Here is a 24,300-nt window from a genome sequence, read left to right on the forward strand (position 1 = left end):
TCAAGCGCTCACCAGGAGCTACGAAATGGGCATCACCGCAATCAACGTGCGCAATCAGTTCAAGGGCAAGGTCAAGGAGATCATCCGTGGGCCGGTGGTGTCGGAAGTGGACGTCGATACGCCGTTCGGCATCGTGACGTCCGTCATCACGACACGCTCCATCGACGAGCTGGAGCTCAAGGTCGGCGCGGAAGTGGTCGCGCTCGTGAAGTCGACGGAGGTGTCGATCGCGCGGCTTTGAACGCGCGCTGCTAGTTGGCGATCATCAGGCGATTATTTGGCGATCGCGTCGCTCGCCGGGCTATTGTGCAGCATGCGGTCGCTGGCGGGTGGGGGCGTCGGGCGCTTCACCGGCATGTTGTCGGGATTGTCGGGGCGCGTCGTGCTCGCGCCGGCGGCGCCCGGCGGCTTGACCATCGACGCGCCGGCGTCGCCCGGCAGCGCTTTTTGGGCCAGGACGACCGTGCTTGCGGTCGCGGTCAAGGTCGAGCAAACGAGCAGGGCGGCTGCGGTGAATGTCTTCGTGGTCATGTTTCGCTCCCGGAATCGGCGCCGCCGCGGGTTATCGCGTGTGCCGGTTTCTTCGTGTGACCGGCGCGCGGCGGGAAGATTCGTTTCCTCCGGCCGCGCGAAGGAGCCGCAAAACCCGTTCCTATTGCCGAAACCGCTTGGACCCCGCACGAACTCCTCGACGAACAACTGCGGCTGTTCCCAGGCCGCGAAAGTCGAAGGGTGACTCCCAATCAAAGCGCAAGGCGAAAATTCCCGTGTTGGTCAGCCAGTCGAGCATAACGATACAAGACGCCGGTTCCAACGCCAGGATGAAACCCGGTGAAGCGACCGATTTTTTGGTCTGACGATATTGATTATGGGTTTTCTTTGCTCGGATAACCACTTGATACTCCGGGAAAGCGACATCCTTATGCGCTTGCGTTCCTCCGCCTATTGGACCAAAGTCTGATGGCGTCAAATTGTCGGCCAAGTCGATTCATCGCATCGATTCATCGAAGGACCAAACGCGGCGGCCAATGCCTGCTCCTCAGCGCGAGAACCGGCATAGCCGCGGCACTTCAGGATTTTTAAACGATCTAGCCTGACTCACCAATACTGGAGCGTGTAATGAACTCAATCAAGACACTCAAGTTGACTGGCGGCGCATTGATCATATTGGCGTCCATCAATGCGTGGTCACAAACGAGCGAGTCAGCGGCCGCGTCGGCTTCGACCGGCGCGACGACGTCAAGCGAAGGAAGTTCGAAGTCGAGCATCAGAAAGGCGAATCGGGCACTCAGCAAGAAAGTGCTGCAGTCGCTCACGAAGGGCGGTGTCAATACCGCCGGCATCAACGTACTGGTGAAAGGCAGTGCGGTGACGCTCGCGGGACACGTTGCGGACCCCGCCGACATCGACAAGGCCGGCACGATAGCGAAGGGTGTGAGCGGCGTAACGTCGGTGAAGAATGCACTGACGATCAACCAAGGGGGGCAATGATTCCTCCCGGGTGATCGATGCCGGCCGACATGATGGTGCACGACGTTGATTGATGTGCTGAACGGTAGCGCCAGGGCTTCCGGGCATTCATCGGCGCTGCTGTGCGTCGACTTTCCAAGAGCACCGGCCGCGTTGGAACCGCGCGGCGACCGGCCCGGTCGACGAAGGTCTTCAGTCGTTCGACGGCCGTCCCGTCTTTACCGTTTCGAGCTCCTTGACGGTGGCAAGTAGCTGCTCGGCGGGCGCGGCGTCGAGCATCGCCAACGCGGCACGAAGCAGTTCGCTCTTTTTGACGCGCACGCCATTCTCGTGGCATTTCTGCTTGAGCGAAGCAATCTTCGCGTAGTCCGATTTCGGCATGGTGAAGCTGTCGCGCACGACCTTTTCCTTCTTTGGTCGTTTGCCTTTTCCTTCGTTCGATGCCGGCAGCGCAACTGCTTCGGAGGTTGCGGCCTGCTTCGATCGCGCGGACTTGGAAGCGCTCGGCTGGGTGCTCTTTGAAGCGGGAGTCTTCTTCCGTGGGGGCGCTTTCGATTTCGCCTTGGCGACCGGCTTTGTCTCGACCGTGCCCTTTCCTGCGGCGCTCTTGGGGAAATGGAAAGCCTTCTTAGTCGGCGCCTTGATATCGGGTGTGGCCATGTGTTTCTCCTGTTCTTGTATGCGAAAACAGTATATACGGTTTCGGACGGCCGGATGCAATGGTCAGGACGGCTTCTACGGTCTCTGGCGGAGACCTGGGGCGGTCGCAACGGGGAGCGCTTTCAAGCGGAAGCCGACAGTCGTGAATGGCGACTGATAAGGACCACGTGGCTATCGACAACGGCCGTCAAGTCCTTGGTCAGTCTGGATGTCAGGACGTCCGTTCCATCGTCTGGTCCGCCATTCGCGCAAGGGGACGTTGTCGGTCCGACGCGGCCGGAATGGGCCGAGCCGTTAGCGTCGGTCGCTCATGAAGCATGAGGAGGAGCGCGCTTATCGCCCGTCGACGCGCAGACGGTGTTCGAAGCGGCTTCGCTTTTCATTGCGGATTCGCGTCCGGACGTATGCGGAACGCATGCCGCTCGGTTCCCAATACGGGAATTTCGACGGGATTCGATGCTGGAGATTTAACGAGGGTGCGCCGGAAACGCTGACGGGAATTTGGGGTGGCTGATGGGACTCGAACCCACGACGACAGGAATCACAATCCTCTTAGAGTTCCATAGCCTCGCATGGCGGGGGATGCGAGCCGACTTATAAATTCATAAAAAACAATGGTTTAACGCCTTTCGTGTTCTTCAGAACGATGGCGTTTGATGGCGCGATATGGATATAATGCGCTTACACCAGCACTTACACGAAACCAAGGGGGAGCGGGTAAGCAGCCGGGGGAGCGAACATGGCAAGGGTCAAACTGACGGCGGCGCGGGTACGCGATTTCCAATGTGGATCGGGCAAAGCGCAATCTTTTCTCTGGGACACGGTAGAAGAACAGATGGCGGTGCGCGCCACGGCGAAGGGCGCGAAAGCTTACATATTTCAGGCCCCACTGGGCGACGGGCGCGAGTTGCGTATGACTATCGGCAGCCCTGCCGACTGGGACATTGCCCACGCCCGCGAACGTGCGCGCGAACTGCAACGGATGATTGACGAGGGCCGCGACCCCCGCGAGGAAAAGCGGGCGACGATGGAAGCCGACCGCGCCGCCGCCGAGGCGCGCCGCCATGCAGCGCAGCGGGAAGCTGTGACCTTGCGTGACGCATGGGACGTGTATGTTGCAGAGCGCCGCCCCAAATGGAGCGAACTGCATTATCGCGACCATGTCACGCTTGCCAGCGCTGGCGGCGAACCGAAAAAACGCGGGAAGGGCCTAACAGAGCCGGGACCGCTCGCCGCGCTGCTGGGCCTGCGACTGGCGGACCTCAGTGCCGACTGTATGGCCGAATGGCTGGCCGTGGAAGCCGAAAAGCGCCCAGCGCGCGCGCGCCTTGCCTTTAACCTGCTGCGCATTTTCGCGGCGTGGTGCGAATCAAAGGCGGACTATCGCGGCCTGATTGACCCGCAAGCTGTCTCAACGCGGCTATCCAAAGACGCACTGCCGAAACGAGGGACCAAAACCGACGCCCTGCAACGGGAACAGTTGGCTGGATGGTTTGCCGCCGTCCGCCAGCTTGAAAACCCGATGATGGAAGCGTATCTGATTGGTCTGTTGGTAACGGGCGCGCGCCGGGAAGAACTGGCCGGGCTGCGCTGGGACGACGTGGATTTTCGCTGGCGCAGCCTGCATCTGGCGGACAAAGTGGAGACCGAAAGCGGGCGCAGGATTCCCCTGACGCCTTATTTCGGCTCGCTGCTGCGGGAACTCAAACGCATAAACGAGACCCCCCCGAACGTGCGGCAGATGCGCCGCCTTGCCGCAAAGGGCGAAACGTGGAAGTCGTCCGACTGGGTGTTTTCCAGTAAGACTGCCGCCGATGGCCGACTGGCGGCCCCAAACAATGCCCTGCATCGCGTTTGCACGGCGGCTGGCATTCCGGCTGTAACCTTGCACGGCCTGCGCCGCTCGTTTTCCAGCCTTGCCGAGTGGACGGAGACGCCAACCGGCGTAGTCGCGCAAATCATGGGGCACAAGCCCAGCGCGACCGCCGAGCGGCATTACAAGGTGCGCCCGCTCGACCTGCTGCGTGCTTGGGCGGACAAACTGGAGGCGTGGATTCTGGCTGAGGCCGGAATCGACTTCAAGCCCGAGCAGGCGACGCCGGGCCTGCATGCTGTGAAATAATCGCGTGAAGCGGCGGCGCGTCTAGTTCGCGCTGGGCGCGCCGCCTAGCCCATCCAACCCCCGTCTGTTTGGGAGACGCGGCAAATGGCTGCTGACGATGATACCGCGCGCCCTGACGTAACGCCGGCGTTGACATTCACGAAAGCGATGCGTCGCGCGACCTGCGTGCATGAGGCTGCGCACGCGGTTTTCTACGCGTTGGGCGGAGTATCCGTTTACCGGATGGCTGTTGCTCCTGAAGGATGCACCGACTGGAGTATCGAATCCTGGAAAGGTGACCTTTGCGGATGGTGCGAGGCGTCGGAGTTCTTCGGCCTGGACTACCTGAGTTGGTGCCCAGATGAATACGGCGGGGCCTATCGCCCGAGTCTTAACGCTTGGCGCTCACTTCAATCGCAGATTCCGCTGAGCGGTCGCCACGAGTCCAACCGCATAACGCGCGCGCACATCTGCGCGTTGCTCGCTGGGCCGATAGCCGGAGGCATATTGGACAACGCAGTTGACGGCGACGAGTTTGAGGCCGTGGACTACGACGATTTCGAGGCTGTGGACTACATCGGTGGCTACGTGCTTGCGGGTGGGCTACGGCGCGGTAACGATATCGCCATAGCGGAGGGATTGGCGACTCTGCTTTATTCGCGCAACGAATATGACCATCTGGCTACGCTGACACTCGCCACGCTACGCCGTCCAGACGTGTGGGCGATGGTGTTGCGTCTGGCTGGCAAACTGGAGCGGCTGGGCGATATCGTGGAATTTCCCGGACTGCTGCCCGAAGCGGTACCCCACTGGCCGCCCTCACCACGAGCAAAGCGACGCAATTTCGCGCTGGTGGCAGTGTAAGTACGATTGAAGGCGATTCATGAAAGCGGCGGCGCGTACCGTTGAAGCGGTTAGCGCGCCGCCTGACCAATACCCTGTCTTCGGGAGACACGGCGATGGCTGCCGACGATGATAGCGCGCACCCTGATGCATCTGCGGACAATGCACCCCGAAAAAAACGTTGGTGGAAGCGGCTGCCGCCTTCTGATGTCTATCCACCGCGTCGCGCGCGCCTTCTGGTGCTGCCGGGCGAAGTTGAAATGCTTACCATCCGCGAGGCAGCGGACTGGCTCGCCCGTGTCGCTGCTGAGGAAGCAGACCCGGAGCAACGACAAACCTTGCGCGGCAAATACCGGTTCATGTATGGGCATGCGTTGTGTGAGCTAATCCGGTCCGGCGACTTTCAGTTGGTCAAGCCGCACACAGTGTCGCGCGAGACATTCGAGCATTTCGCGCGCTGGTACGGCTACCACCTGAACTGCGACCCGGACGAAAGCCTGCCGCAGGAATCCGGCGTTATCGTGCCCGAGGGACGGACGCAGGCATTCGGCCTGGGTGAGCCGGGTACGCGCAGGCTCTATCTGCCAGCCGGGGCTAAGGTTGTGGAGCTTTTCGCAGTCCCTGAGCTTCTGGCACGAGCCGTTAATAACGATGCGCCGCCAGAGATGCACGACGATACCGCGTTACTGGCTGAAACGTTCGAACGCCGCCTGCGCGACGAACTGAGCGCCGGTCGCATTGTGACGCTCTGCTGGGACTCGCGGGACTCACGCGAACCGATGCCGGGCTCGTCTGCGTGGGCGGTGCTGACGAAGGCAGCAGTTATCACCCGCGCCCACCTAGAACAGTTCGCAGCGCTATGCGGCGTTCCGGTACTCGATTTCCCTGCTGGCGACGACGCGCAGGCGATGTCTGCGACTGCGAACGACGGAGCCAAGCCCGTGCAACGGCAGGCCGCGCAGGAAGCCCGCATCCTCGAAGAGATACGCAAGCTCGGTTATGACCCGCTAGCGCTACCGCCGAATCCTCGTGGCAAGGCGGGAGTAAAGGCCGAAGTGCGCGCTATTTGCGAACGGGACCAGAGTCTGTTTCCCCCGGGGAAGAAGGGTAAAAAAAGCAAGACGTTTGACCTTGCGTGGGAGCGGTTGAGCGCGGCCAAAAGCATAAAGTACAGGAAACAGCAGTGTCCCTCGCCGGGTATCCCTCAAACTGAGGGATAGAGGGAGGGTTGCGGCGAGGGATAGTTGCGGGCGCTTAATCGTTTGTGACGCCATCACTTGCGATGGCGCAGGAGCGACGAACGATGCAGACCTGCCATCCCCCCGAAGTTGCCGCGCTTGCCGCGACCCTGCGTTCCACGTTGCCCGCTATGCCGGACGGCGTGCCGCGTGCGCTGGTGCAACTGGCTCTGGCCGTGCTGGCCGACACGGAAGCGCGTACCAGTCGCGTCGCGACGCCCGAAACGTACGCGCTGCACGCCAAGCCTAAGCCGTTGACTACTGCCGAACTGGCCGCCGCGCTGAGCCGCGAGCAAAGCACAATCCGTCGCCGCCTCTGCGATACCGGCAGCTATTTCGGTCTGACGCCGACGAAACTTCCGTCCGGGCGTTTGCTCTGGCCTGCGGACTCGCTAGAGCAACTGACAGCAGCAGGCAGTGCGAAATGAAAAAAACGCCCGACCCCCTTGACGGCGAATCAGCAGGCGCACTCGTTACACTCGCTGCCCATCCTACAGAAGTCCTGCCGAGTCCGCGCGCCGCTTTTGCCGGAAGTGACAACCCCCGCCATCTGCGCGCGATAGCCCGCCTACGCGTGCGTTCGCAAACGCGCGAAGCCATCGACCGCGCGACGGGCTGCTCGAACGGTCCTGACCTTGTGGCCGAACTGCGCCGCCACCATCTCGGCATTCCCTGTACGAGCATTCCCTGTTACGACCGCGACGGGCGCGAGGTCCAGCGCGGCGTCTATCACCTGATGTACGCCGACCGCCGCAAGCTGGCGCGCTGGCTGTCGCGCGTCTGCATCCAGGGAAGCAAGGGGTTATCGTGAGCTTCGAAGCGCTTCGCTCCGTCGCAGCGATGACAGCGCGCCTGGGCACGGCGCTGCCCGTCGCCGTAATACTGGCCGACCTTGCCGACAGGAGTGGCTGCGCCTACCCCTCGATTCCGTATCTGTGCGAGCGCAGCGGGCTCTGCCGTAGCACGGTCAAGCAGGCGTTGCGCGAGCTACGCGTCAGCGGATTGCTTGTCGATACGGGGGAACGCGTTGGACGTACCGGGCAAATCCCCGTCTACCGCCTATCACTGCCATCGTATGACGCATTGCGGAAAGAAACCGGAATGCGCAACGGCAACGGGCACCCAGAGCACCATGACGCAGCCGCTTCAAAGAGGGCAGCCAGCCGACCCGTTAAGGATACCAAAAGAGGTCGGCGCGCTGCCCCCTTGAACGGGGCCAAAGGGGGCAGTTTCATTGACGGAAAGGGGGCAGTTTCACTGACAAAAATAGGGCAGCCCGCCGACCCCGGAATCAGTAAAGGCACACAGGAAAATCACACAGGGGCCTGTGGCATAACAGCAGCCGATGGCGCGAAAGTTACGCCTGCATCGAAAAGTGCAATCCTGGGCAGCGAAGATTCACGGGCTGAAGTGGCAAGAATGATTGCGATATTGCAACGCAAGGTGAAGCCATGAGCCAATCGCCGCCCGGTCTGCAATGTGTCGCCAACGGCTGTCCCGCACCGGCTGCCTACCGCAGCGGTGGCGGGTGGATTTGCGCTGCGCACCGGGACGCGCCGCCCGACAAGTGGGGTGCCGTCACGACATGGTTGCATGAGCACCATTGGGGCTTTCGTGCTGCTGCACGCGCCGAGGGCCTGTCCAGTTTCGACTGGGTCGCGGAAGCACCGATAGCCGCAGAACTCTGCAGGCGGCGCGGCTATCTGCAGTGGGCACCGGCGGTCCAGCGAGTCGAGCAATGCGTGCACGACCGCATTACCGGCAAGGCGATTCGTGCGGTACGCGAGATTGATGAACGCGCGCGCAACAGGGCATGGGCCTGTCGCCTGCGCAACCTGTTGTACACGGAATGCCTGCGTGCATGCGGGTGTGTATCTGCGCGCGACGACAGAGCGCATGCCATCAAAAGGCAATACGAAGTCGACGTACCAAACGGGTTCACGCCGCGGGCGAAATTCGTTGCTGCTGGTTTGCAGACGGGCTGCCGGTCTGTTCCGTTGGGCCACGGCGACGAGGCCGTTGGTGGACCAACCGCGCCATCCTTTTGCAAGGTTTCCGACGACGGCGAAGCGACCCTGAACCGTGACCCTTGAGCACGGAGGCCGAAACGTGGGTGCGATGCAGCGGCGAAAAGGCGGCGACGGCGAGCGCGAGCTTGCGGCGTTGGTGCGCGAACTGACCGGCTGGGACGTGCGGCGGCGCGTGCGCCAGCACGAAGGCGACAGCGACGTCGAGGGCATTCCCGGCTGGTGCTGCGAGGTCAAACGCCATGCGCGGGCGACGCGCGCGGACCTGCGCTGCTGGTGGGCCCAGACCGCGCGGCAGGCGGCGGCGTGTGCCCAGCGGCCCGTGCTGTTCTACCGGCTCGACCGGGACTGCTGGCGCGCGCTCTGGCCGGTTGCGGTGCTGGCCGACGTCTATGTCGCGGGCGGCTGGCTCGATTACGACATGACGTGCGAGGGCAGCGTGTCCGCATGGGCTGCTGTGGCTCGCGAATGCGAATCCGCGACTCTGGAGGCGACGCCGTGATTGACGCATTCGTAGCAGGCAAGCTGATCGCTGAGTCGGTAGCGCTGCTGGTGGCGGCGAACTACGGCGCGACGCCCTAACATGGTTGGGCTCCGGTTTGACAACAATGCGCCACGTGCGTTTTGGCGTTGCAAAAAACCGACTCCGTAGCCGCTCACAGGACCGTTTGGCAATAGGAGATCTCACTTTTAACGGCGCCCTCACTAGCTGCAGAGAGCGCGACGCCGCGTCCGCGATAGACGGTAGTCGGCCAGGAACGGACCTTCGAGAATCACGTCAAGATCGTCGACAATTCGCATGCCCACCTTGAGCGTGAAGTATGGGCGTTCGTTAGCCTTGGAGCAGACGTCGATTGCTTCATTCACCTGGCGCTTATGAAACCGACCCGTCTAGCATGCAGGGATATTCCACGCGAATTCCGCCGCGACACTCTCGTACGTCTGTCCTTCCGGGTTCATCTTCGCCCCCGCTATTAAAGTAACTCGGTGGTTAGTCCTGAAGCCCCTTAGGCGCTTCGTAGCGGGCGAATCCGTTGTATTCGGTGATTCGCTCAGCGCTGGCGAGCGGCCATGAATGTCGGGCGTTCGGAACGCCGCCGTCCACACGGATCACTGTTCCATTAATGAAAGCCGACGCCTCCGAGAGTAGGAAAACTGCGGCGCTCGCGAGCTCAGATTCAGTACCGAAACGTTGCAGCGGCACTTTATGCTTCAGCTGTCGGAGCAATGCCAGGTAATCTTCGTTATAGCTATTCATGCCTGCGGAGGCGATCCACCCCGGCGCCACAGCGTTCACCCGGACGCCGGCGTGCCCCCATTCACAGGCTGCCGTCTCCGTCAGATTCCAAACGCCCGCTCTTGCGGCGCCCGAATGCGCCATGCCGGGCATTCCCCCCCAAATATCCGCGAGCATATTCACGATCGCACCACCGTGACTGGCCATCCACTGGTTAAAGCACTCGCGCGACATGAGGAATGTCCCGTGCAAGTTGTTACGGACCACAGCGTCCCAGCCATTCAGTGAAATATTTTCCAGCTTTGCCGGGAATTGTCCGCCTGCGCAGTTGAATAGGCCATCGATGCGACCGAAGTCTGCGAGAGCCGCAGCTACCGTCTGTTTTACGCTGGCTTCATCGCGAATATCACAGGCATATAAACCGATTCGATCCGCACTTTCCGGATAGTCCGCGTTGAGCTCGTCGCGAACCGAAGCCAATTTGTCCGGATTCCGCCCGACCATGATCAGCGTCGCGCCCAGCGAGGTAAGTTCATGCGCCGTGCAGCGACCAAGGCCACTTCCAGCACCGGTCACCATCACAACTTTTTGATCGAACAGGCCAGGCCGAAACACCGAACGGTAGTGATCCCTGGCTGATTCATTTACGCGGTCCTTCACATCGTCTCTCCGAATTGGCGACGCATTGATCGCGCCGGGGTGCGACGGGGCTTCCCTGTCACATTCCTCTTGCTGTTATAAATTGAGTGTTACTCAATAAACTGTGTAAAATATAGCACAAAGTTGAGGCGTATTCAACTTAGGGGCTGCGGCGGGCTCGCGACGCAGCGAGTAACGCCGACGCCTGACGTCAATAGGAGGTCCATGCAGCGCCCGCTAGCAGCTTGCTACACTGATGCCGAGTTACTGATCAATTCCTCCCGACATGAATATCGCAAAGCGCGCCAGCGTTCGACGGACACCTTCTTCTGTGAAGTCCGAAGAACGCATTAAAAACATCCTGAAGGTTGCGCGTGAAGTGTTCTCCGAAGTTGGCTACGCGGCGGCAACAACCATTGAGATGGCCCGCCGACTTGGCGTGTCCGAGGCCACGGTATTCACGTATTTCAACGGCAAACGCGACCTTTGCGTCCGTGTGATCTGCGACTGGTATGACGAGATCATTGGTGAAATAGAGGCGAGTTTGCCGTCAATTTCAGGGACTCGCGAGAAATTGAATTTCCTGATTCACGCGCATCTTTATCACCTGATGATCGACGGCCCAGGCCTTTGTGCGCTGATTCTTTCCGAAGGACGTGCGAAAGACGATGCCTTCGGGGACGAGATAGTGCGTCTCCAAAGGCGTTACACCGCTCCGATGATGACCGTGCTGGCGGACGGCGTCGCGGCTGGCGATATCCGTGGCGACCTGCCTCTCAGCCTGTTGAGATCCTCTATCTACGGTCCAATGGAGCATGTCCTCTGGGACGCAATAAGCAAGAAAGGCGTAGACATTGACGCGGTCTCGCGGCATTTGTCGGAGTTTTTATGGCAAGGGCTTCAACCGCCCAACCCACGGCTGGCCGCACTCGGACGCCTGCACCGCGACGTTTCGGCGGCACTTCAGAGATTTGAGACCCCATCTTCTACGAAGGCGAAGTCGTTCCAGTGAGGGCAATATCCTCGCGACCCTATTCGCAGCTACATGGACGAGAACTTTCAACGGCGAGCGGCCGTTATCGGCAAAGCTGAGTGTCTCTTCCGGGTCGACTTCTGCCCTACGCGGACCGATCAATGGCGGAGCACTCGGCTGGTTCAACGTCGGACCGGATTCGGCCAGTTCCTGCCATTCGCTGGCGTTCGTGGACGGTCGCTCGAATGGCCGCTCTGCCCGTCTAACGGACCCTCGTTCGCCGACCATGTCCTTCGAATCGTCGGTCGAAGCTGCGCTGACAGGGCTATCAGGGCGGGGGGCGAACGTCCGTCATCAAGGCAGCCGGACGGCTCCTTCTCGCCCGCGCGGTCATTAATCGCAAGTACGGGCTTTTCGCATAGGACTCGATCGGAGGGTTGAGAGCAAGAATTGCGCACATCGCCGTTGTTCGCGACTGCGTCTATATACTCGCCGCCCCACGCGCGCGACGGAACCGATCGCAAGAACGGCGGCAGTGAATGCCTGCGGCGTGCCAGCCGGCGCAACCCGGCCGACTGCCGAGAAACCGTTACTGGCCCATCATTTTAAGAGATAGTGCATTTTTCACCGACGTAACTCCCGGCACACTCTTCGCTACCTCGCTGGCTTTATTGATTTGGGTTGACTCGGGGACGTGTCCGGCAAGCACAACCGCACCACCTTTAGCGGTTACGTTGATTCCGGACGTGTTGACACCTCCATTCGAGAGTGCATGAAGCACCTTCTTGCTCAGGGCGCGATTCGCCTGTTTGGTCGCCTTCGCACTTGGCTCATTTGCTGGCGCCATGCTGGACTGAGCAGGCGTGGCAGCAGGTTCGCTGGTCTGCGACCATGCAGCAACGGATGCCGCAGCCATCAATGCGCCGCCAACCAGCCTGAGTGTTCTGATAACTTTCATTGCTCGCTCCAGTTGTCAAGAGTCATGGCAGATCCCGACAGGGATCTGGTCCGCTAAGACGGTAAGACCGTTCGCGCTTGTGGGTGGTCGTTTGCTACCTCCCTTGTTCATAACGAAACGACATCGAATACGGTTGACAGCTTCGTAAGCACCAGCAGGAGTATGTACGGTCCTCAATCAACTGCCCGATTTTTCTGGACTGCAGTCCAGGAGATTTGCACAGTGTTTTCTTTAAACAAAACAATCAGAAAGTCGCGACACTTCGCAGTGGCGACGCAGAGCTATCGTTGAATCTGGTGTATGCGGCGTAGGGAAGCAGGAGAAGGCGGTGGCGATTGAAGGAGAATGTTGCTTACCAAGGTAACACTTCCCCAATCGGACTCCACCGCCATGGCGAAACGTACGCAAGAGACGAACAGCAGTCAAGCAGCAGAAGTCGAAATCAAGGGTGCGCCCGGTCTGGACGATCTGATCCAGCAAGGCGCGCGGCGTATCATCCAGCAGGCCATAGAGGCGGAACTGGCAGCAATGTTCGAGCAATATTCGAATGTGAAGACGATCGATGGCCGTCGGGCCGTTGTGCGCAACGGCTACCTGCCGGAGCGCGAGATCGTCACGGCTGTTGGCCCTGTGCCAGTCCAGGTGCCGAAGGTGCGCGACCGTTCGGGCTCGGGCATCAAGTTCAATTCGGCGATCGTGCCGCCCTATGTGCGCAAGTCGCCGCGCGTGTCGTCGTCGCTGCCGTGGCTGTACCTGCGCGGCGTGTCCACAAGTGACATGGGCGAGGCCCTGTCGGAGCTGCTCGGTGAGCACGCCAAAGGGTTGTCTGCGGGCGTTGTGAGCCGCCTGAAGGCCGTCTGGGCCGACGAGTATGAGCAGTGGAAAAAACGCGACCTGTCGAGCTCGCGCTGGGTCTACTGGTGGGCAGACGGCATCCATACACAGGCGCGTACCGAGGATTCCGACGGCCAGTGCCTGCTCGTGATCATCGGTGTAAAGCCGGACGGCGAGAAGGAGCGCGTCGCGCTCAGTGACGGCTATCGCGAATCGAAAGAGTCGTGGATCGAGCTGCTGCTCGATCTGAAGGCGCGCGGCCTGCAGGCGCCGCCGTTGCTGGCCGTTGGCGATGGCGCGATGGGGCTGTGGGCGGCGCTCGAGGAGGTGTTCCCGCAGGTTCGCCATCAACGCTGCTGGTTTCATAAAATCGGAAACATACTCAACGCCTTGCCCAAGTCGCAGCACGGGCGTGCCAAGGCGGCGCTCGGAGAAATCTGGAATGCCGCGACACGCGCTGACGCGATCGTCGCGTTCAACCAGTTCGTCGACACCTACGCGGCTAAGTATCCAAAGGCCGTCGAGAAGCTCACCAAAGATCGCGACGAGCTACTCGCGTTCTATGACTTTCCTGCCGAACACTGGCAGCATGTGCGGACCACGAATCCGATCGAATCGACCTTCGCGACGGTGCGTCATCGCACCGGGCGCACACGCAACTGCCTGTCGCGCGCAACGTTCCTCGGTATGGCATTCAAACTGATCGAAGCAGCTGAGCAATCCTGGAAGAAAATCCGTGGCGCCGACAAGATCGGGCCACTCCTGCAAGGCATCCCCTTCAAAGACGGAACCCCGGTGATTGAAAGCACACCGGCTCCTCAAGCGCTGGCCGCCTGATTATGCCGACCGCCCCGCGTACACCACTCTTGACGATTTCTCGGCGACGCAGCCGTCGTCGTGAAACTGGCAACGTTCGTAAGGACTTCCGCAGTCTCGTGTCATCTCTCTCCGCGCAAGTGACGCACGCCAATCAACAAGACGACCGCGTACGCGACACTGGCGAGTGGCAACAGTTGCAAGGTGGGCGTGAGCCCCAGTCGATCCGCCAATATTCCCGTCACAACGGAACCTAGCGCCAACCCAAGCGGGTTGAAGGCCAAGGCGAGCGTTCCGACTGTCGCAAAAATGACCCATGCATAAACGCGAATGCGCTGCGACCGCTCGCCGTCATAGCACGCCGTTTTGCATATTCACTGCCACAATTCTGTCTCCTGTTATTGCTGCTGCTGCTGGTGCCTCCTGTGCGCAGCGCTCTCTTTTCATCTCGGGCGTCCACGGGGGCGTGTGCCAAGTTTTCCCTCGGCCACTCATTCATCCTGGAGGCTCTCAGGGAAGTGAAACTTGCCCTTTGCTCAAGCTGTCATGTCGCTGGACGCCCCGATCTGGGCAGCGCAGCCGGACAACCTGGACGCTAGCTCTTGAACTGCCCGAGAAATTCCAGGAGCAATTCGTTAACCTGATCAACGCTTTCTTCCGCCGCAGCGTGGCCCACGCCGGGGAGCAACACCTTCTTCTGCAGTCCGGGTAGATAGCTATCGAGTCCGTCGTAGACACGGCGGATTTCGACCGGCTCGAGGGAAGGGTCGGCGGCGCCACCGATGAACATGCTCGGCTGGCGGACCACCGCACCATCCAGAAACGAAGTGATTTCCCAGTTCCGGTCGCGACAGCGGTAGTAGTTAATGGCGCCGGTAAATCCCGTGCGCGTGTATTCGTCGACGTAGTAGTCGATCGCCCGTGCGCTCAACCATGACGGGAACTCCTTCGGCTCAGTGAAGGCGTTGAGAATGGGCTCGCCGGCTTCGACGAACAGGCGCCAGCGTTCGGCGCCGACGGCGCTACCGGAGACCGAGTAGAAGACGCTGCGCAATGTCTTGCGCGGATCACTGGCGAACTCGCGATCCGGCTTGTCGATCTGCTGGAAGTACAGGTGGTGGTACACCCGGCCCTTCGCCATTTCCCGCAAGCCGATGGTCGGCTGGACCTTTCCGCGCGGTGGCACCGGAGTATTGAGCATCACGAGGCCGCGGAACAGATCCGGCCTTAGCATGGCCGCCGCTTGAGCCACCCATGCACCCAGGTCGTGTCCGACGATCACCGCAGACGTCTCACCCAGAGCCTTCATCAAGCCAACCATGTCTCCGACTGACTGGCCAATGTCGTAGGCTTCGATGGAATCTGGCCGATCGCTTTGCCCAAATCCTCGTTGATCGGGGACGACGACTCGAAAGCCGGCTGCGGCCAAGGCTCCGATCTGGCGCCTCCACATGTACCACAGGTATGGAAAACCATGCAGCAGAATAACGAGCGGGCCCTGCCCCTCGTCGATGTAATGCATGCGAATGCCGTTGACTTCGGCAAAGCAGTGGTTGAATGCGGTGGGGTCGTCGGCATCCACTTGCCCCAATGCGGCGGGAGGTTGACCGACGTGCATTGCAGCGTTGGTGTCCATTGTCTGTCTCCATCTGTTGAAGTTCTCGGCCTCTAAGGTAGCCCTGATAGGCAACTTGCACTAAGCTTGTCAGGACATACTCTTATGAAATTGGGACAGTCCGTGCATACCCTGACGCGAAGTGCCAGCCTTACCGACTATGAGCACGTGGCCCGTTCGGTGGGACTCGACCCGTTTCGTATGCTGCGGATGGCCAGACTGCCGGCCCGGGTCCTCGACGATCCAAATCTGATGATCAGTGCCGATTCGGTGGGGTATCTGCTGGCGGAGTCGGCCCGCCTGTCCGGCCAGGAGGCTTTCGGACTGTTGCTTGCGGAGACGAGAAGCCTGGCCAACCTGGGCATGCTGGCGCTGGTTCTCCGGGAAGAACCAACGTTGCGCGCAGCAATGAAATCTTGCGTCCGCTATATGCGACTGCACAACGCCGGGGTGCAATTACGGCTCGACGATGCAGGCGACGCCGTGCTGCTGCATGTGGGCGCGAATATCCAGGGGGGTCTGGCGTCTGGCGTCAAACTATCGAAATGTCGACCGGGATCGGATTGCGGATGTTTAGCATGCTGAGTCGCAATACCTTCCGGCCGTTAAGGATCAGTTTCACCCATGAACGGCCCGCCAGCCTTGAAGTGCATCACCGCGTGCTGGGCACGGCTATCGAGTTTTCACAGGAATGCAATGCCATTGTCTGCCGCGGCCCGCGATCTAAATATGCCAATCCCTGCCGCAGATCCGACGCTGAATCGCGAGGTGAAGCGATCGCTGGACATGCAGCTGGCCCACGTCGACGACGAGCCGGCGCAGCGGGCGCGCCAGATCGCCAGGATGCTGCTACCAAGCGGACTTTGTTCCGTCGACCAGGTCGCCCAGCATCTTGGCATGCATCGACGCACTCTTAACCGGCACCTCGCGGCGAACGGTGAGAGTGTCACCACGATCATCAATGCGGCACGTGCTGAACTCGCCGAGGAGTATCTGGCCAGCAGCAAACGCAGGTTGTATGAGGTCGCCGAACTCCTCGGCTTTTCCTCTGCCGGTGACTTTTCGCGCTGGTTCCGAGGCCAGTTTGGCGAGACACCGTCGGAGTGGGCCGCCCATTACCGAGAGAGCAAGGCGACCGCCGGACCCGTCTCGCGTAACTAGGAGAGGCAGGTCCCGGGGGTCGGTCGGCTCACGCGCCCCTCCGTCATCCGGTCGGCCGCACCGCCTGAACCAGCCGCACCCACACGTTCCAGACGCTACAAATCTCCAATCCCGCGATTGCCGGCGTTGCCGCTTGGACTGCGCGGGAGCTGTTGCCACCGGCCTTCCCGTCGACCTCGCGGCCTCAAGGCCCAACATGCTAATAAATTGTCCCGTAAAGCGAATGGTGTCGCGGCCGCAACACGTACTATCAATTCCGTTGTCCGACGGGACAGTGCGCTGCTCCGCTGACAGGGCCAGCTACATCCGCCGGATGCATATATTGTTCGCCGCCGCACAGGCACAGATTGGAGACATCAATGACAGCAACCACCCTCACCCAAGACACCACTTCCCAAACCACGCCCATGGCACCGGCCATTATCCGACCATCGGTACGCCAGCACTCGATCACGGTGGAGATTTGCACGCCCGCCATCGGCGCCGAACTCAGCAACATCAGCCTGGCTGATGCCGCCCAGGACCCTGACGCCATTGCCGAAATCCGGGCGCTGTGGCTGAAGCATAAAGTCTTGTTCTTCCGCGATCAGAACATTACGCCGATGGAGCAACAGAACTTCGCCGCGCAATTCGCCGAACTGGAAGCCCATCCGCTTGCCCCGAGTCATCCGGAGGCAGACAAGCTGCTGATGCTGTACCGCAATCTCGACCCGAGCAAGCCCAACTTCGTCGAAAAGACCAGTCGCGAAAACGCCTGGCATGTCGATGTCACCTACAAGAAGGCGCCGCCCCGCGGCGCGGTGTTGCGCTGCGAAATGGGGCCGGAGACCGGCGGCGACACCATGTGGTCCAACATGGTGATGGCCTATGAAAAGCTGCCCGACACCATCAAGCAACGAATCGACGGCCTGTACGCAAAGCACAGTGCCGAACACATCTTTCTCGCCCAGATGCCGATCGAAGAACGTCACGCGATGGCCGCGAAGAACCCCGGCGCTGAGCACCCGGTTGTGCTTATCCATCCCGAGACGGGCGAAAAGGTCCTGTTCGTCAACTCTGCGTTCACGACCCATTTCGCGAATTTCTTCAACTTCGAGGACATCCGGTACGGCCAGGACTTCATGCCAGAGTCGCATCACCTGATGAACTATCTGACCTCGCAGGCCGCGATTCCGGAATACCAGGTACGTCTGAAATGGAGAACCAACACGGTTGCCATGTGGGACAACCTGCAGGTTCAGCACTACGCAGTGGCGGACTACGGCAACGCGCCACGAAAGATGCTGCGCGCCACCCTCGCGGGCACCCCGCTGGTTTAAACCGAACGGGTCGCTCCGCCAAATCCAGGCTTCCACCAGTCTCTGATAGCGGCCAGCCCTGGCACGTTTTTCGACCACATCACACAAACTAATGGAAACAACTATGCTCTACGAACAAATCGACACCGCAGTCATCGCTGGCGAATCGCTGCCGTGGGTACCATTGATGCCCTATTCAGAAGACATCCTGCTGAAGTATTTCAAACTTGACCCGATCCGGGGTGAATGGATCGTATTGATGAAAGTACCGCGCGGCGCACAATTGCCCAAGCACCACCACACCGGTACGGTCATGGTCTACACGATCGAAGGGAAGTGGAAATACAAGGAGCACGACTGGGTCGCCGGACCCGGCAGCATCGTGTACGAGACCGCCGCATCGACCCACACGTTTGAAGTTGTCGCGGAAGGCGAAACCGGATATGTGCTCACACTGGTTACGGTGACCGGCGATCTCTTGTTCCTCGACGATAAGGACAAAGTCGTCGCGCTCGAAAACTGGAAGACCGGGCTGCAGCGCTATCTTGCCTATTGCGAGCAGCATGGACTCAAGCCGAAGGACCTCACGGCATTCAACTGATCTGAGTTTCATGCGGACTCTCGATATCCGGGGGCCCGTGTCTTTCCACTTCACCCGCAAGACGCTGGAAAAGGCACGGCCATGTCAACGCTTGGGCACCACGCCGAGTCATCGCAAGTCAATGGCGCTGAGAAGCAGGCTGCGTGCTCCGTGACCACGCAACCCACTTCACATCGCGCGCTTTCGCTCCCGTCGCCAGAATTGTTGCCTGATCACAAAGACCCAGCAAAGCGGAAACACGCGGTCTCAGTTCGCGCCCTTGAAGCGGAACCTGACAGAGGGGGCGGCCATGTGCCCGCTCCCCGATCACAGACATTACGAACGGAACGACGCCATGAACGGCTTGATGATGTGCAAAAGCAGTTGTTGATCTCCTCACTCATTGTGCATGCCGACCGCCATCATGGCGATACGGAGATCGTGTCCCGGCGGGTGGAGGTCGATATCCATCGCTACATTTTCCGTGACAGCTACCGTCGCGCGCGGCAGATGGCCAACGCGCTGACCAGCCTCGATGTCAAGCCCTCCGACCGGATCGGCACGCTGGCATGGAATGGCTACCGTCACCTGGAGTTGTACTACGGCGTCTCCGGTATGGGTGCCATTCTGCATACGATCAACCCTCGCCTGCATGAAGACCAAGTCGCTTACATCGCGAATCATGCCGAAGACCAGTACATCTTCTTCGACTTGACCTTCCTGCCGTTGATCAAGGCCCTCGCCGGCCGCTGCAAGACGGTCAAGGCGTTCATCGCCATGACCGACCACGCTCACATGCCCAACGACGCCGGCATTGACAACCTGCTGTGCTATGAAGATCTGATCCAGCAGAGTTCGTCCGTTTACTCTTGGCCGATCCTTGACGAGGACGCCGCCAGTACGCTCTGCTACACCTCTGGCACAACGGGCAATCCGAAAGGAGCCTTTACGGCCATCGATCGTCGATGCTGCACGCCTATGCGGCCGCGCTGCCTGATGCGCTGAACTGTTCGGCGCGCGACGTGATTCTGCCCGTTGTGCCGATGTTTCATGTCAATGCCTGGGGACTTCCGTACATCGCGTGCATGGTCGGGGCCAAACTTGTATTCCCGGGGCCGGGTTCTGGACGGGAAATCGCTGCATGTCACGATGTGCTTTAGCCGCCTTGCCCAAGCCTTAAGTGATGGCAGCATCTAGCGATTGGAGGCAATTGCGCCCGGTGGTCTGCTACCACCACTAAAACCAAATCAGCGAGTGGCGCACGTTCTGCACCCGGGAGATTGGCCTGGGGGGGCCGCAATGCTGCTGATCGGTCTATGCAATTACCGGCCACGCTCCTCACCACCCCGGCGGTGTCGAGGGTCGATGCCAGTGGTGCTGGTCAGAGGGCCTTGCGGCAGCGTCACCGGCGGGGTGCGCGTTTTGGATTAGAGTAAAGGCCAATTGACGCTACGACGGATTTCGTTCACCGTAATTCGGTTCGAAGCAGCATTCGATATCAGGTGTGGTTTGGGGGACACCCATGGCTCGCTGACTCGCGGTCGCGAGACCTGGCGTGAATCGGAGGCCAGGGCGAATCCTGATTCGAGCCTAGACTGCCTGTGAATCCGAGAACGACCGCGACGATATGCGCCGCCACGGCATCGATGGCACTTGCTTGAAGCCGCTGATCCGTGGGGGTCGTCACGCTGCTGGCGGCATTGATGGCGTCGTCCGGGACCGCGCGCATGATGCAATGACTTGGCCCAGGCAAGGCGCCACGTCGCGCGCTTGGAAACGCTGGTGTCTCTCTAATCTTATCCACATTCGTGTCTGCGGAGAACGGGGTGATCAACGTTCGAAGCCTCGTGGCCGCATTAGTCGTCGTCCTGCTGACTTCATGCGCAAGCCTTCCATCGCAGGTCGGCCGCGCGCCCACCCACGCGCTCACCGATACAGAAACCACGCGCCTCGGCGCAGCGTTTACACCGCGAGAGCAGCAACATCCGGACGACAGCGCGTTCCACCTATTGCCCGATTCCGTCGACGCACTCGTCGCACGCATGGTGCTGATAGAATCTGCTGACCGCTCGCTCGACCTGCAGTACTACATCTGGCACAACGACCTGACTGGCCACGCACTCGCCGCGGCCTTGCTGAGAGCGGCGGACCGCGGAGTGCGCGTGCGCGTCCTACTCGACGATCTGGGCGCGAGTGCGGACGACCAATTGCTGCTTACGCTCAGTTCGCATCCGAACATGGAAATCCGGATCTTCAATCCTGTCGCGAACCGCAGGTTCAAGTTTTTCGGTATGGCCACTGAGTTTTCTCGCGTCAACCGCCGTATGCATAACAAGGCTCTGATCGCCGACAACCAGGGCGCAATTCTCGGCGGGCGCAACATCGGCGACGAATACTTCGGCGCGGAGAGTACCGTTACGTTCGGCGATCTGGACGTGCTGGTGCACGGACCCATCGTGCGTAAGGTTTCGACGGCATTCGACGAGTACTGGAACTCCAGCGCGTCGTACCCAATCGAGACCCTGCTTGGCCACCAAGCCGATCCGTCGGCGCTCGCGTCGCTCCGCGCGAAACGGGAGGCTTGGTTTGAGTCTCAAGAAAATAGTGCATATGTGCAGCAGGTGAGAGCGCGCCTGACGCAGGCGATCCACTCACGCGATGCCGAGTTCTCGTGGGGTAAGGCGACGCTGCTCTACGACGACCCGTCAAAGATCACGCGTGCACCCAGTGACGCCGAAGGGAATCTCATCTCGCAGTTGAGGGCGTTGAGCTTGCAACCAACCCAGCAAATGTTGGTCGTTTCGCCGTATTTCGTTCCCGGGAAACGCGGAGTCGCGTGGTTGAGCGGCCTCACACAGCACGGCGTGCATGTGACGGTGCTGACGAATTCGCTGGCGGCAACGGATGTTACCGCGGTGCACGCCGGCTATCAGCGCTACCGGAAAGCATTGCTGGAAGCGGGCGTGCAACTGTACGAACTGAAACCTGGTGCCACAGCCAGCGGCACCGACGAAAAGAAGAAGTCGGTGTTCGGTTCGTCAAAGGCGTCGTTGCATGCGAAAACGTACGTGTTCGACCGCAAGAGCATCTTTATCGGCTCGATGAATCTCGATCCGCGTTCGGTCGAGCTGAACACTGAGATCGGCGTCTACTGCGAAAGTCAGAGTGCAGCCCAGCAAGTGACCGACCGTGTCGAGTCGAACCTAAACCGTGTTGCGTGGCGGCTTGAGCTACGCACCGATCCGAACGGCACAAGCCATATCGTCTGGATGGAGACGGCCACGGACGGCACGATGACGGTATTTGATTCCGAGCCGGAAGTGTCGGCGCTGCGCAATATAGGCATCTGGTTTCTTGGCATTCTGCCGATCGAATCGCAGCTGTGAACCCAGCAGTCCCGCCTTGCAGAGCGCGCTTCCAAAAAACATTCTCCAACGTCAATTGCCCGATCTTCGCATGCAGCACCTTCACGTCGACTGGCGGTGCGCATCGTGAACAGATCGCCCGGATGGGTCGAGGCAAGCCGGTCCGGCACAACCCGGCTGTCCGAGCACGTGATGAAGAGCGCATCAGGTGTCTGCGCGAGCGCGAGTTTGCTGAACTGCTGCGCGTATTGCGGCAGCATTTTCTCGCGGAATTCAACGATGCCGATTATGAGTTTGTCCATGACTCGCGTCCGAAAGGGCTAGTCGTTTGCTGTCGAAGTTGCCGAACCTCCAAGCCCTTGCGAGTCGGGGATACGGGCCAACGCCAGGTCCTCGGGAAATGGGTGCATCGAGACGATCGCGCGATCGAGCAGTGCCAACTCGACGCGCAATGCGTCATGACGATGTTCCGGCAGGGCCTGGATGAGGTTCTCTATCGCCGCGCGTAGACGCCGCGCGATTTGAATGCTGTCCGCGCCGTACTGTCGTATCTCGCGAAAACTGATATGTACGAAGTCTGCCCAATTGGGCGTCCGCAAGATCACGCGCACCCGCCCCGAGCGATCCACAATCTCTTCGATATGCAGAGATCGCTTGCCCACCACACGCAATAGCCGGTGCACCTGGTCGATCGCAAGCACGGCCGTGGTCGGATCGTTGATCGCCGCCGACAGCGCTTTCAGCGCAATATCGACCAGGATGCGAAACGCGAACATAGGGTCCTGCTCCATCGTGCGTTCCGTCCCAAAAGCGACCAGCGTGCGCAGCCTGCGCTCATCGACTGCGCCAGCGTTTCCGTACAAATAGAACAAGGGTTCGTCCACCGCGACGAAATCACCGACTTGCGGCACGAATTCGATAACCGAGTCAGTGCGCCGCGCCTTGGCCACCAGCCTTTCCAGATTCACGGCCAGAACAATGCCGGATCTGCCGCCGTGACGAACAATGCGATCAGGGGCGCCTCGCTCGTTGTCACGTTCCGGCGGGGTAGCCACCCCTCTGGTGGGAGCGGGATACACGCTCTCTATGACCGCCAGCCCGTGCTTCCCAACGCCTGCTACGAGGCTTACGGGACGTAGAGATTTCGCGGCGTAGTCAATCAGGAAAAGAAACGCGACGACGGAAGCGAATCCGAATAGCGCGGCAAGGAACACTTGAAGCTGGTGTACCTCATTCTCACCCATCCAGCCCAGCGTTCTATCGGCGAACAGCATGGTGAAGACGAACAATCCCGAGACGCCACGGATGATGTTATCGCGCAGCAGTGTCGTCGCGATGATCCGCGGGGTGTACTGCCCGCCAGCGATCTGGATTGCGACGAGCAGCGAACCGAACGTAAACACCAGGAACGTCATGTCTGCGGAAACGATGTCACCAAGTAACGACCGCGCCCCAGTCATGGACAGTCCAAGAAAACCGGTTTTCGGATCAAGGATCGCTTGCCTGATCATCCACCTTCCTAGCATTTCAGTCAGAGGTTTCACCACGGCATAGATCGCGACTGCGATGAGCGGCACAGTCCACAGCGAAGATCTTAGGTAGCTCTTTAAGCTGTACCAGCGATTCCAGTCCATGTTTGCTCTCTCCCTACGATCCATATTGCAGCGGAGAACCAACGTCTTCGTGGTTCGCCAGGTGGCATGCAAAGGAAGCCCCCCGACCGGGCGCGCGCACGGCCGCGCTTACCCCACGATCGCTTCCTTCGGCCGTAGTCTTGATGTCCGTCGGCGTTCAGGCCAGCGCCGCTGAAACGTCCAAAACCACCTGCTCTTGCGGGGATGCACGAACTGCAGCGGCGCTGGGTTGACAGCATCGCCTCTCAACACCCTCGACATCGCAGGGCCAGCGCTGCCAGCAGTTGGGTTGATCTGCCATCCAGTACGGTCTGATTACGCGGGTTGAGGCCGGATTGGAACGAAGCGAACGTGATTGTCAGCCCCGACACGTCCAGCCGTCGATTAAGCCGTTGTCATAGTGATACTCCATGCTGGCCCGGAAGGTTCCGTATCCGGGTTTCCCCCGATCCAGCACGGGCACGGCGCATTGCAATCGCACACTTCCAGAATGCTGCCCTTCAGTTGATAGCCGATCTCCGCCTCCGCCATCGGTTGACACCGAAAACGCCGCGCGGTCGTCGACATTGCGCTTCGCTCCGACCGCCGCGGCATCGCCACGACGCGTCACGAACGAAAGCCGCTCACTATCGTTGTAGGCGTTCGGCCGCCGGAAGGGAAGCATCCTGTATTCCTGTGCTGGCTGAAAGGCGAAACACGCCCGCCCCCTCGACCCCTCTCGCTGAGAGGGGCGCGCCCAAGGATGGCATTTCCTAGACCGAACTTTGAGCGCCCGCGCGCATAATCCTTTGATTTATCAGGATTATTCTTTTGCGAGTGAGACGATTACTGGGTACAAGGGGTGGGGTTGA

General features: G+C 60.3%; 25 protein-coding genes and 2 pseudogenes. 19 read left to right on the forward strand and 8 right to left on the reverse strand.

The features are described from left to right. The first annotated feature begins 25 nt into the window (after positions 1-25). Positions 26-241 (forward strand): TOBE domain-containing protein, encoded by a 216-nt coding sequence (locus AWB68_RS25145; protein WP_087647053.1) that lies wholly within the window; start codon positions 26-28, stop codon positions 239-241. Positions 242-273: 32 nt separating this feature from the next. On the opposite strand, the gene AWB68_RS25150 is transcribed toward AWB68_RS25145, so the two are convergent. Further along, the gene (locus AWB68_RS25150) at positions 274-531 is read right to left on the reverse strand and encodes a hypothetical protein (RefSeq protein WP_087647054.1); all 258 of its coding nucleotides are present in this window, start codon (positions 529-531) and stop codon (positions 274-276) included. Positions 532-652: 121 nt separating this feature from the next. Further along, a complete protein-coding gene (locus AWB68_RS46830; RefSeq protein WP_125483031.1) occupies positions 653-982 on the reverse strand; it encodes a hypothetical protein in 330 nt (109 codons plus the stop codon). Between the two features lie 137 nt (positions 983-1,119). Between AWB68_RS46830 and AWB68_RS25155 the strand changes: the two genes are divergently transcribed. After that, positions 1,120-1,491, forward strand: a complete 372-nt coding sequence (locus tag AWB68_RS25155; protein ID WP_087647055.1) for a BON domain-containing protein — start codon at positions 1,120-1,122, stop codon at positions 1,489-1,491. A gap of 171 nt (positions 1,492-1,662) precedes the next feature. Here AWB68_RS25155 and AWB68_RS25160 read toward each other — a convergent pair whose 3' ends face one another. Further along, positions 1,663-2,190 (reverse strand): hypothetical protein, encoded by a 528-nt coding sequence (locus AWB68_RS25160; protein ID WP_327383220.1) that lies wholly within the window; start codon positions 2,188-2,190, stop codon positions 1,663-1,665. A gap of 679 nt (positions 2,191-2,869) precedes the next feature. Between AWB68_RS25160 and AWB68_RS25165 the strand changes: the two genes are divergently transcribed. The 8 genes from AWB68_RS25165 to AWB68_RS25195 all read left to right on the forward strand — a co-directional run bounded on the left by AWB68_RS25165 (position 2,870) and on the right by AWB68_RS25195 (position 8,841). After that, entirely contained in the window at positions 2,870-4,252 is a 1,383-nt protein-coding gene (locus tag AWB68_RS25165; RefSeq protein ID WP_087647057.1) for an integrase family protein, read from the forward strand. Positions 4,253-4,336: 84 nt separating this feature from the next. Then, positions 4,337-5,095: a hypothetical protein gene (locus AWB68_RS25170; protein WP_087647058.1), complete on the forward strand. Its 759-nt coding sequence runs from the start codon at positions 4,337-4,339 to the stop codon at positions 5,093-5,095. 95 nt (positions 5,096-5,190) lie between these two features. Next, a complete protein-coding gene (locus AWB68_RS25175; RefSeq protein ID WP_125483032.1) occupies positions 5,191-6,294 on the forward strand; it encodes a hypothetical protein in 1,104 nt (367 codons plus the stop codon). 83 nt (positions 6,295-6,377) lie between these two features. Beyond that, positions 6,378-6,740, forward strand: coding sequence for a hypothetical protein (locus AWB68_RS25180; RefSeq protein WP_087647060.1), 363 nt, complete (start codon positions 6,378-6,380; stop codon positions 6,738-6,740). Then, positions 6,737-7,123, forward strand: a complete 387-nt coding sequence (locus tag AWB68_RS25185; protein ID WP_235028491.1) for a hypothetical protein — start codon at positions 6,737-6,739, stop codon at positions 7,121-7,123. Before AWB68_RS25180 ends, AWB68_RS25185 begins: the two co-directional genes overlap by 4 nt. Next, positions 7,120-7,767, forward strand: coding sequence for a helix-turn-helix domain-containing protein (locus AWB68_RS25190; RefSeq protein ID WP_125483033.1), 648 nt, complete (start codon positions 7,120-7,122; stop codon positions 7,765-7,767). The genes AWB68_RS25185 and AWB68_RS25190 overlap by 4 nt, the downstream gene beginning before the upstream one ends. Then, positions 7,764-8,405, forward strand: a complete 642-nt coding sequence (locus AWB68_RS46835) for a hypothetical protein (protein WP_125483034.1) — start codon at positions 7,764-7,766, stop codon at positions 8,403-8,405. Before AWB68_RS25190 ends, AWB68_RS46835 begins: the two co-directional genes overlap by 4 nt. Before the next feature lie 25 nt (positions 8,406-8,430). Then, on the forward strand, positions 8,431-8,841 hold the full coding sequence (locus tag AWB68_RS25195; protein WP_087647061.1) for a putative PDDEXK endonuclease: 411 nt from the start codon (positions 8,431-8,433) through the stop codon (positions 8,839-8,841). Positions 8,842-9,330: 489 nt separating this feature from the next. Here AWB68_RS25195 and AWB68_RS25200 read toward each other — a convergent pair whose 3' ends face one another. After that, the gene (locus AWB68_RS25200) at positions 9,331-10,155 is read right to left on the reverse strand and encodes an SDR family oxidoreductase (protein ID WP_087647075.1); all 825 of its coding nucleotides are present in this window, start codon (positions 10,153-10,155) and stop codon (positions 9,331-9,333) included. 391 nt (positions 10,156-10,546) lie between these two features. On the opposite strand from AWB68_RS25200, the gene AWB68_RS25205 reads away from it, so the two are divergent. Beyond that, positions 10,547-11,227 carry a TetR/AcrR family transcriptional regulator gene (locus AWB68_RS25205; protein WP_374729604.1) on the forward strand — a complete coding sequence of 227 codons (681 nt, stop codon included), beginning with the start codon at positions 10,547-10,549 and terminating at the stop codon, positions 11,225-11,227. 550 nt (positions 11,228-11,777) lie between these two features. On the opposite strand, the gene AWB68_RS25210 is transcribed toward AWB68_RS25205, so the two are convergent. Then, positions 11,778-12,146: a BON domain-containing protein gene (locus AWB68_RS25210; protein ID WP_087647063.1), complete on the reverse strand. Its 369-nt coding sequence runs from the start codon at positions 12,144-12,146 to the stop codon at positions 11,778-11,780. A gap of 390 nt (positions 12,147-12,536) precedes the next feature. Here AWB68_RS25210 and AWB68_RS25215 point away from each other — a divergent pair, with 390 nt between their 5' ends. Next, positions 12,537-13,817, forward strand: coding sequence for an IS256 family transposase (locus tag AWB68_RS25215; RefSeq protein ID WP_374729605.1), 1,281 nt, complete (start codon positions 12,537-12,539; stop codon positions 13,815-13,817). Between the two features lie 574 nt (positions 13,818-14,391). Here AWB68_RS25215 and AWB68_RS25230 read toward each other — a convergent pair. After that, positions 14,392-15,432 carry an alpha/beta fold hydrolase gene (locus AWB68_RS25230; RefSeq protein ID WP_235028492.1) on the reverse strand — a complete coding sequence of 347 codons (1,041 nt, stop codon included), beginning with the start codon at positions 15,430-15,432 and terminating at the stop codon, positions 14,392-14,394. A gap of 84 nt (positions 15,433-15,516) precedes the next feature. On the opposite strand from AWB68_RS25230, the gene AWB68_RS50845 reads away from it, so the two are divergent. The 7 genes and pseudogenes from AWB68_RS50845 to AWB68_RS25255 all read left to right on the forward strand — a co-directional run bounded on the left by AWB68_RS50845 (position 15,517) and on the right by AWB68_RS25255 (position 21,836). Further along, positions 15,517-15,996 carry an AraC family transcriptional regulator ligand-binding domain-containing protein gene (locus AWB68_RS50845; RefSeq protein WP_268810938.1) on the forward strand — a complete coding sequence of 160 codons (480 nt, stop codon included), beginning with the start codon at positions 15,517-15,519 and terminating at the stop codon, positions 15,994-15,996. Next, entirely contained in the window at positions 15,990-16,328 is a 339-nt protein-coding gene (locus tag AWB68_RS50850) for an AraC family transcriptional regulator ligand-binding domain-containing protein (protein WP_268810939.1), read from the forward strand. The genes AWB68_RS50845 and AWB68_RS50850 overlap by 7 nt, the downstream gene beginning before the upstream one ends. Next, positions 16,255-16,572 (forward strand): helix-turn-helix transcriptional regulator, encoded by a 318-nt coding sequence (locus tag AWB68_RS49645; RefSeq protein WP_268810940.1) that lies wholly within the window; start codon positions 16,255-16,257, stop codon positions 16,570-16,572. Before AWB68_RS50850 ends, AWB68_RS49645 begins: the two co-directional genes overlap by 74 nt. Before the next feature lie 359 nt (positions 16,573-16,931). Then, positions 16,932-17,891 (forward strand): TauD/TfdA dioxygenase family protein, encoded by a 960-nt coding sequence (locus AWB68_RS25240; protein ID WP_087647065.1) that lies wholly within the window; start codon positions 16,932-16,934, stop codon positions 17,889-17,891. A gap of 103 nt (positions 17,892-17,994) precedes the next feature. After that, positions 17,995-18,471, forward strand: a complete 477-nt coding sequence (locus AWB68_RS25245; protein WP_087647066.1) for a 2,4'-dihydroxyacetophenone dioxygenase family protein — start codon at positions 17,995-17,997, stop codon at positions 18,469-18,471. A gap of 334 nt (positions 18,472-18,805) precedes the next feature. After that, positions 18,806-19,593, forward strand: a pseudogene (locus tag AWB68_RS25250) (AMP-binding protein); the annotation flags it as partial. 683 nt (positions 19,594-20,276) lie between these two features. Further along, entirely contained in the window at positions 20,277-21,836 is a 1,560-nt protein-coding gene (locus AWB68_RS25255; RefSeq protein ID WP_087647067.1) for a phospholipase D family protein, read from the forward strand. Between the two features lie 98 nt (positions 21,837-21,934). On the opposite strand, the pseudogene AWB68_RS51120 reads toward AWB68_RS25255, so the two are convergent. Beyond that, positions 21,935-22,117, reverse strand: a pseudogene (locus tag AWB68_RS51120) (carbonic anhydrase); the annotation flags it as partial. An 18-nt stretch (positions 22,118-22,135) separates the two neighbouring features. Then, positions 22,136-23,449, reverse strand: a complete 1,314-nt coding sequence (locus tag AWB68_RS25265; RefSeq protein ID WP_087647068.1) for a DUF2254 domain-containing protein — start codon at positions 23,447-23,449, stop codon at positions 22,136-22,138. Positions 23,450-24,300: the final 851 nt, after the last annotated feature.

The organism is Caballeronia choica (assembly GCF_001544535.1).
Lineage (GTDB): Bacteria > Pseudomonadota > Gammaproteobacteria > Burkholderiales > Burkholderiaceae > Caballeronia > Caballeronia choica.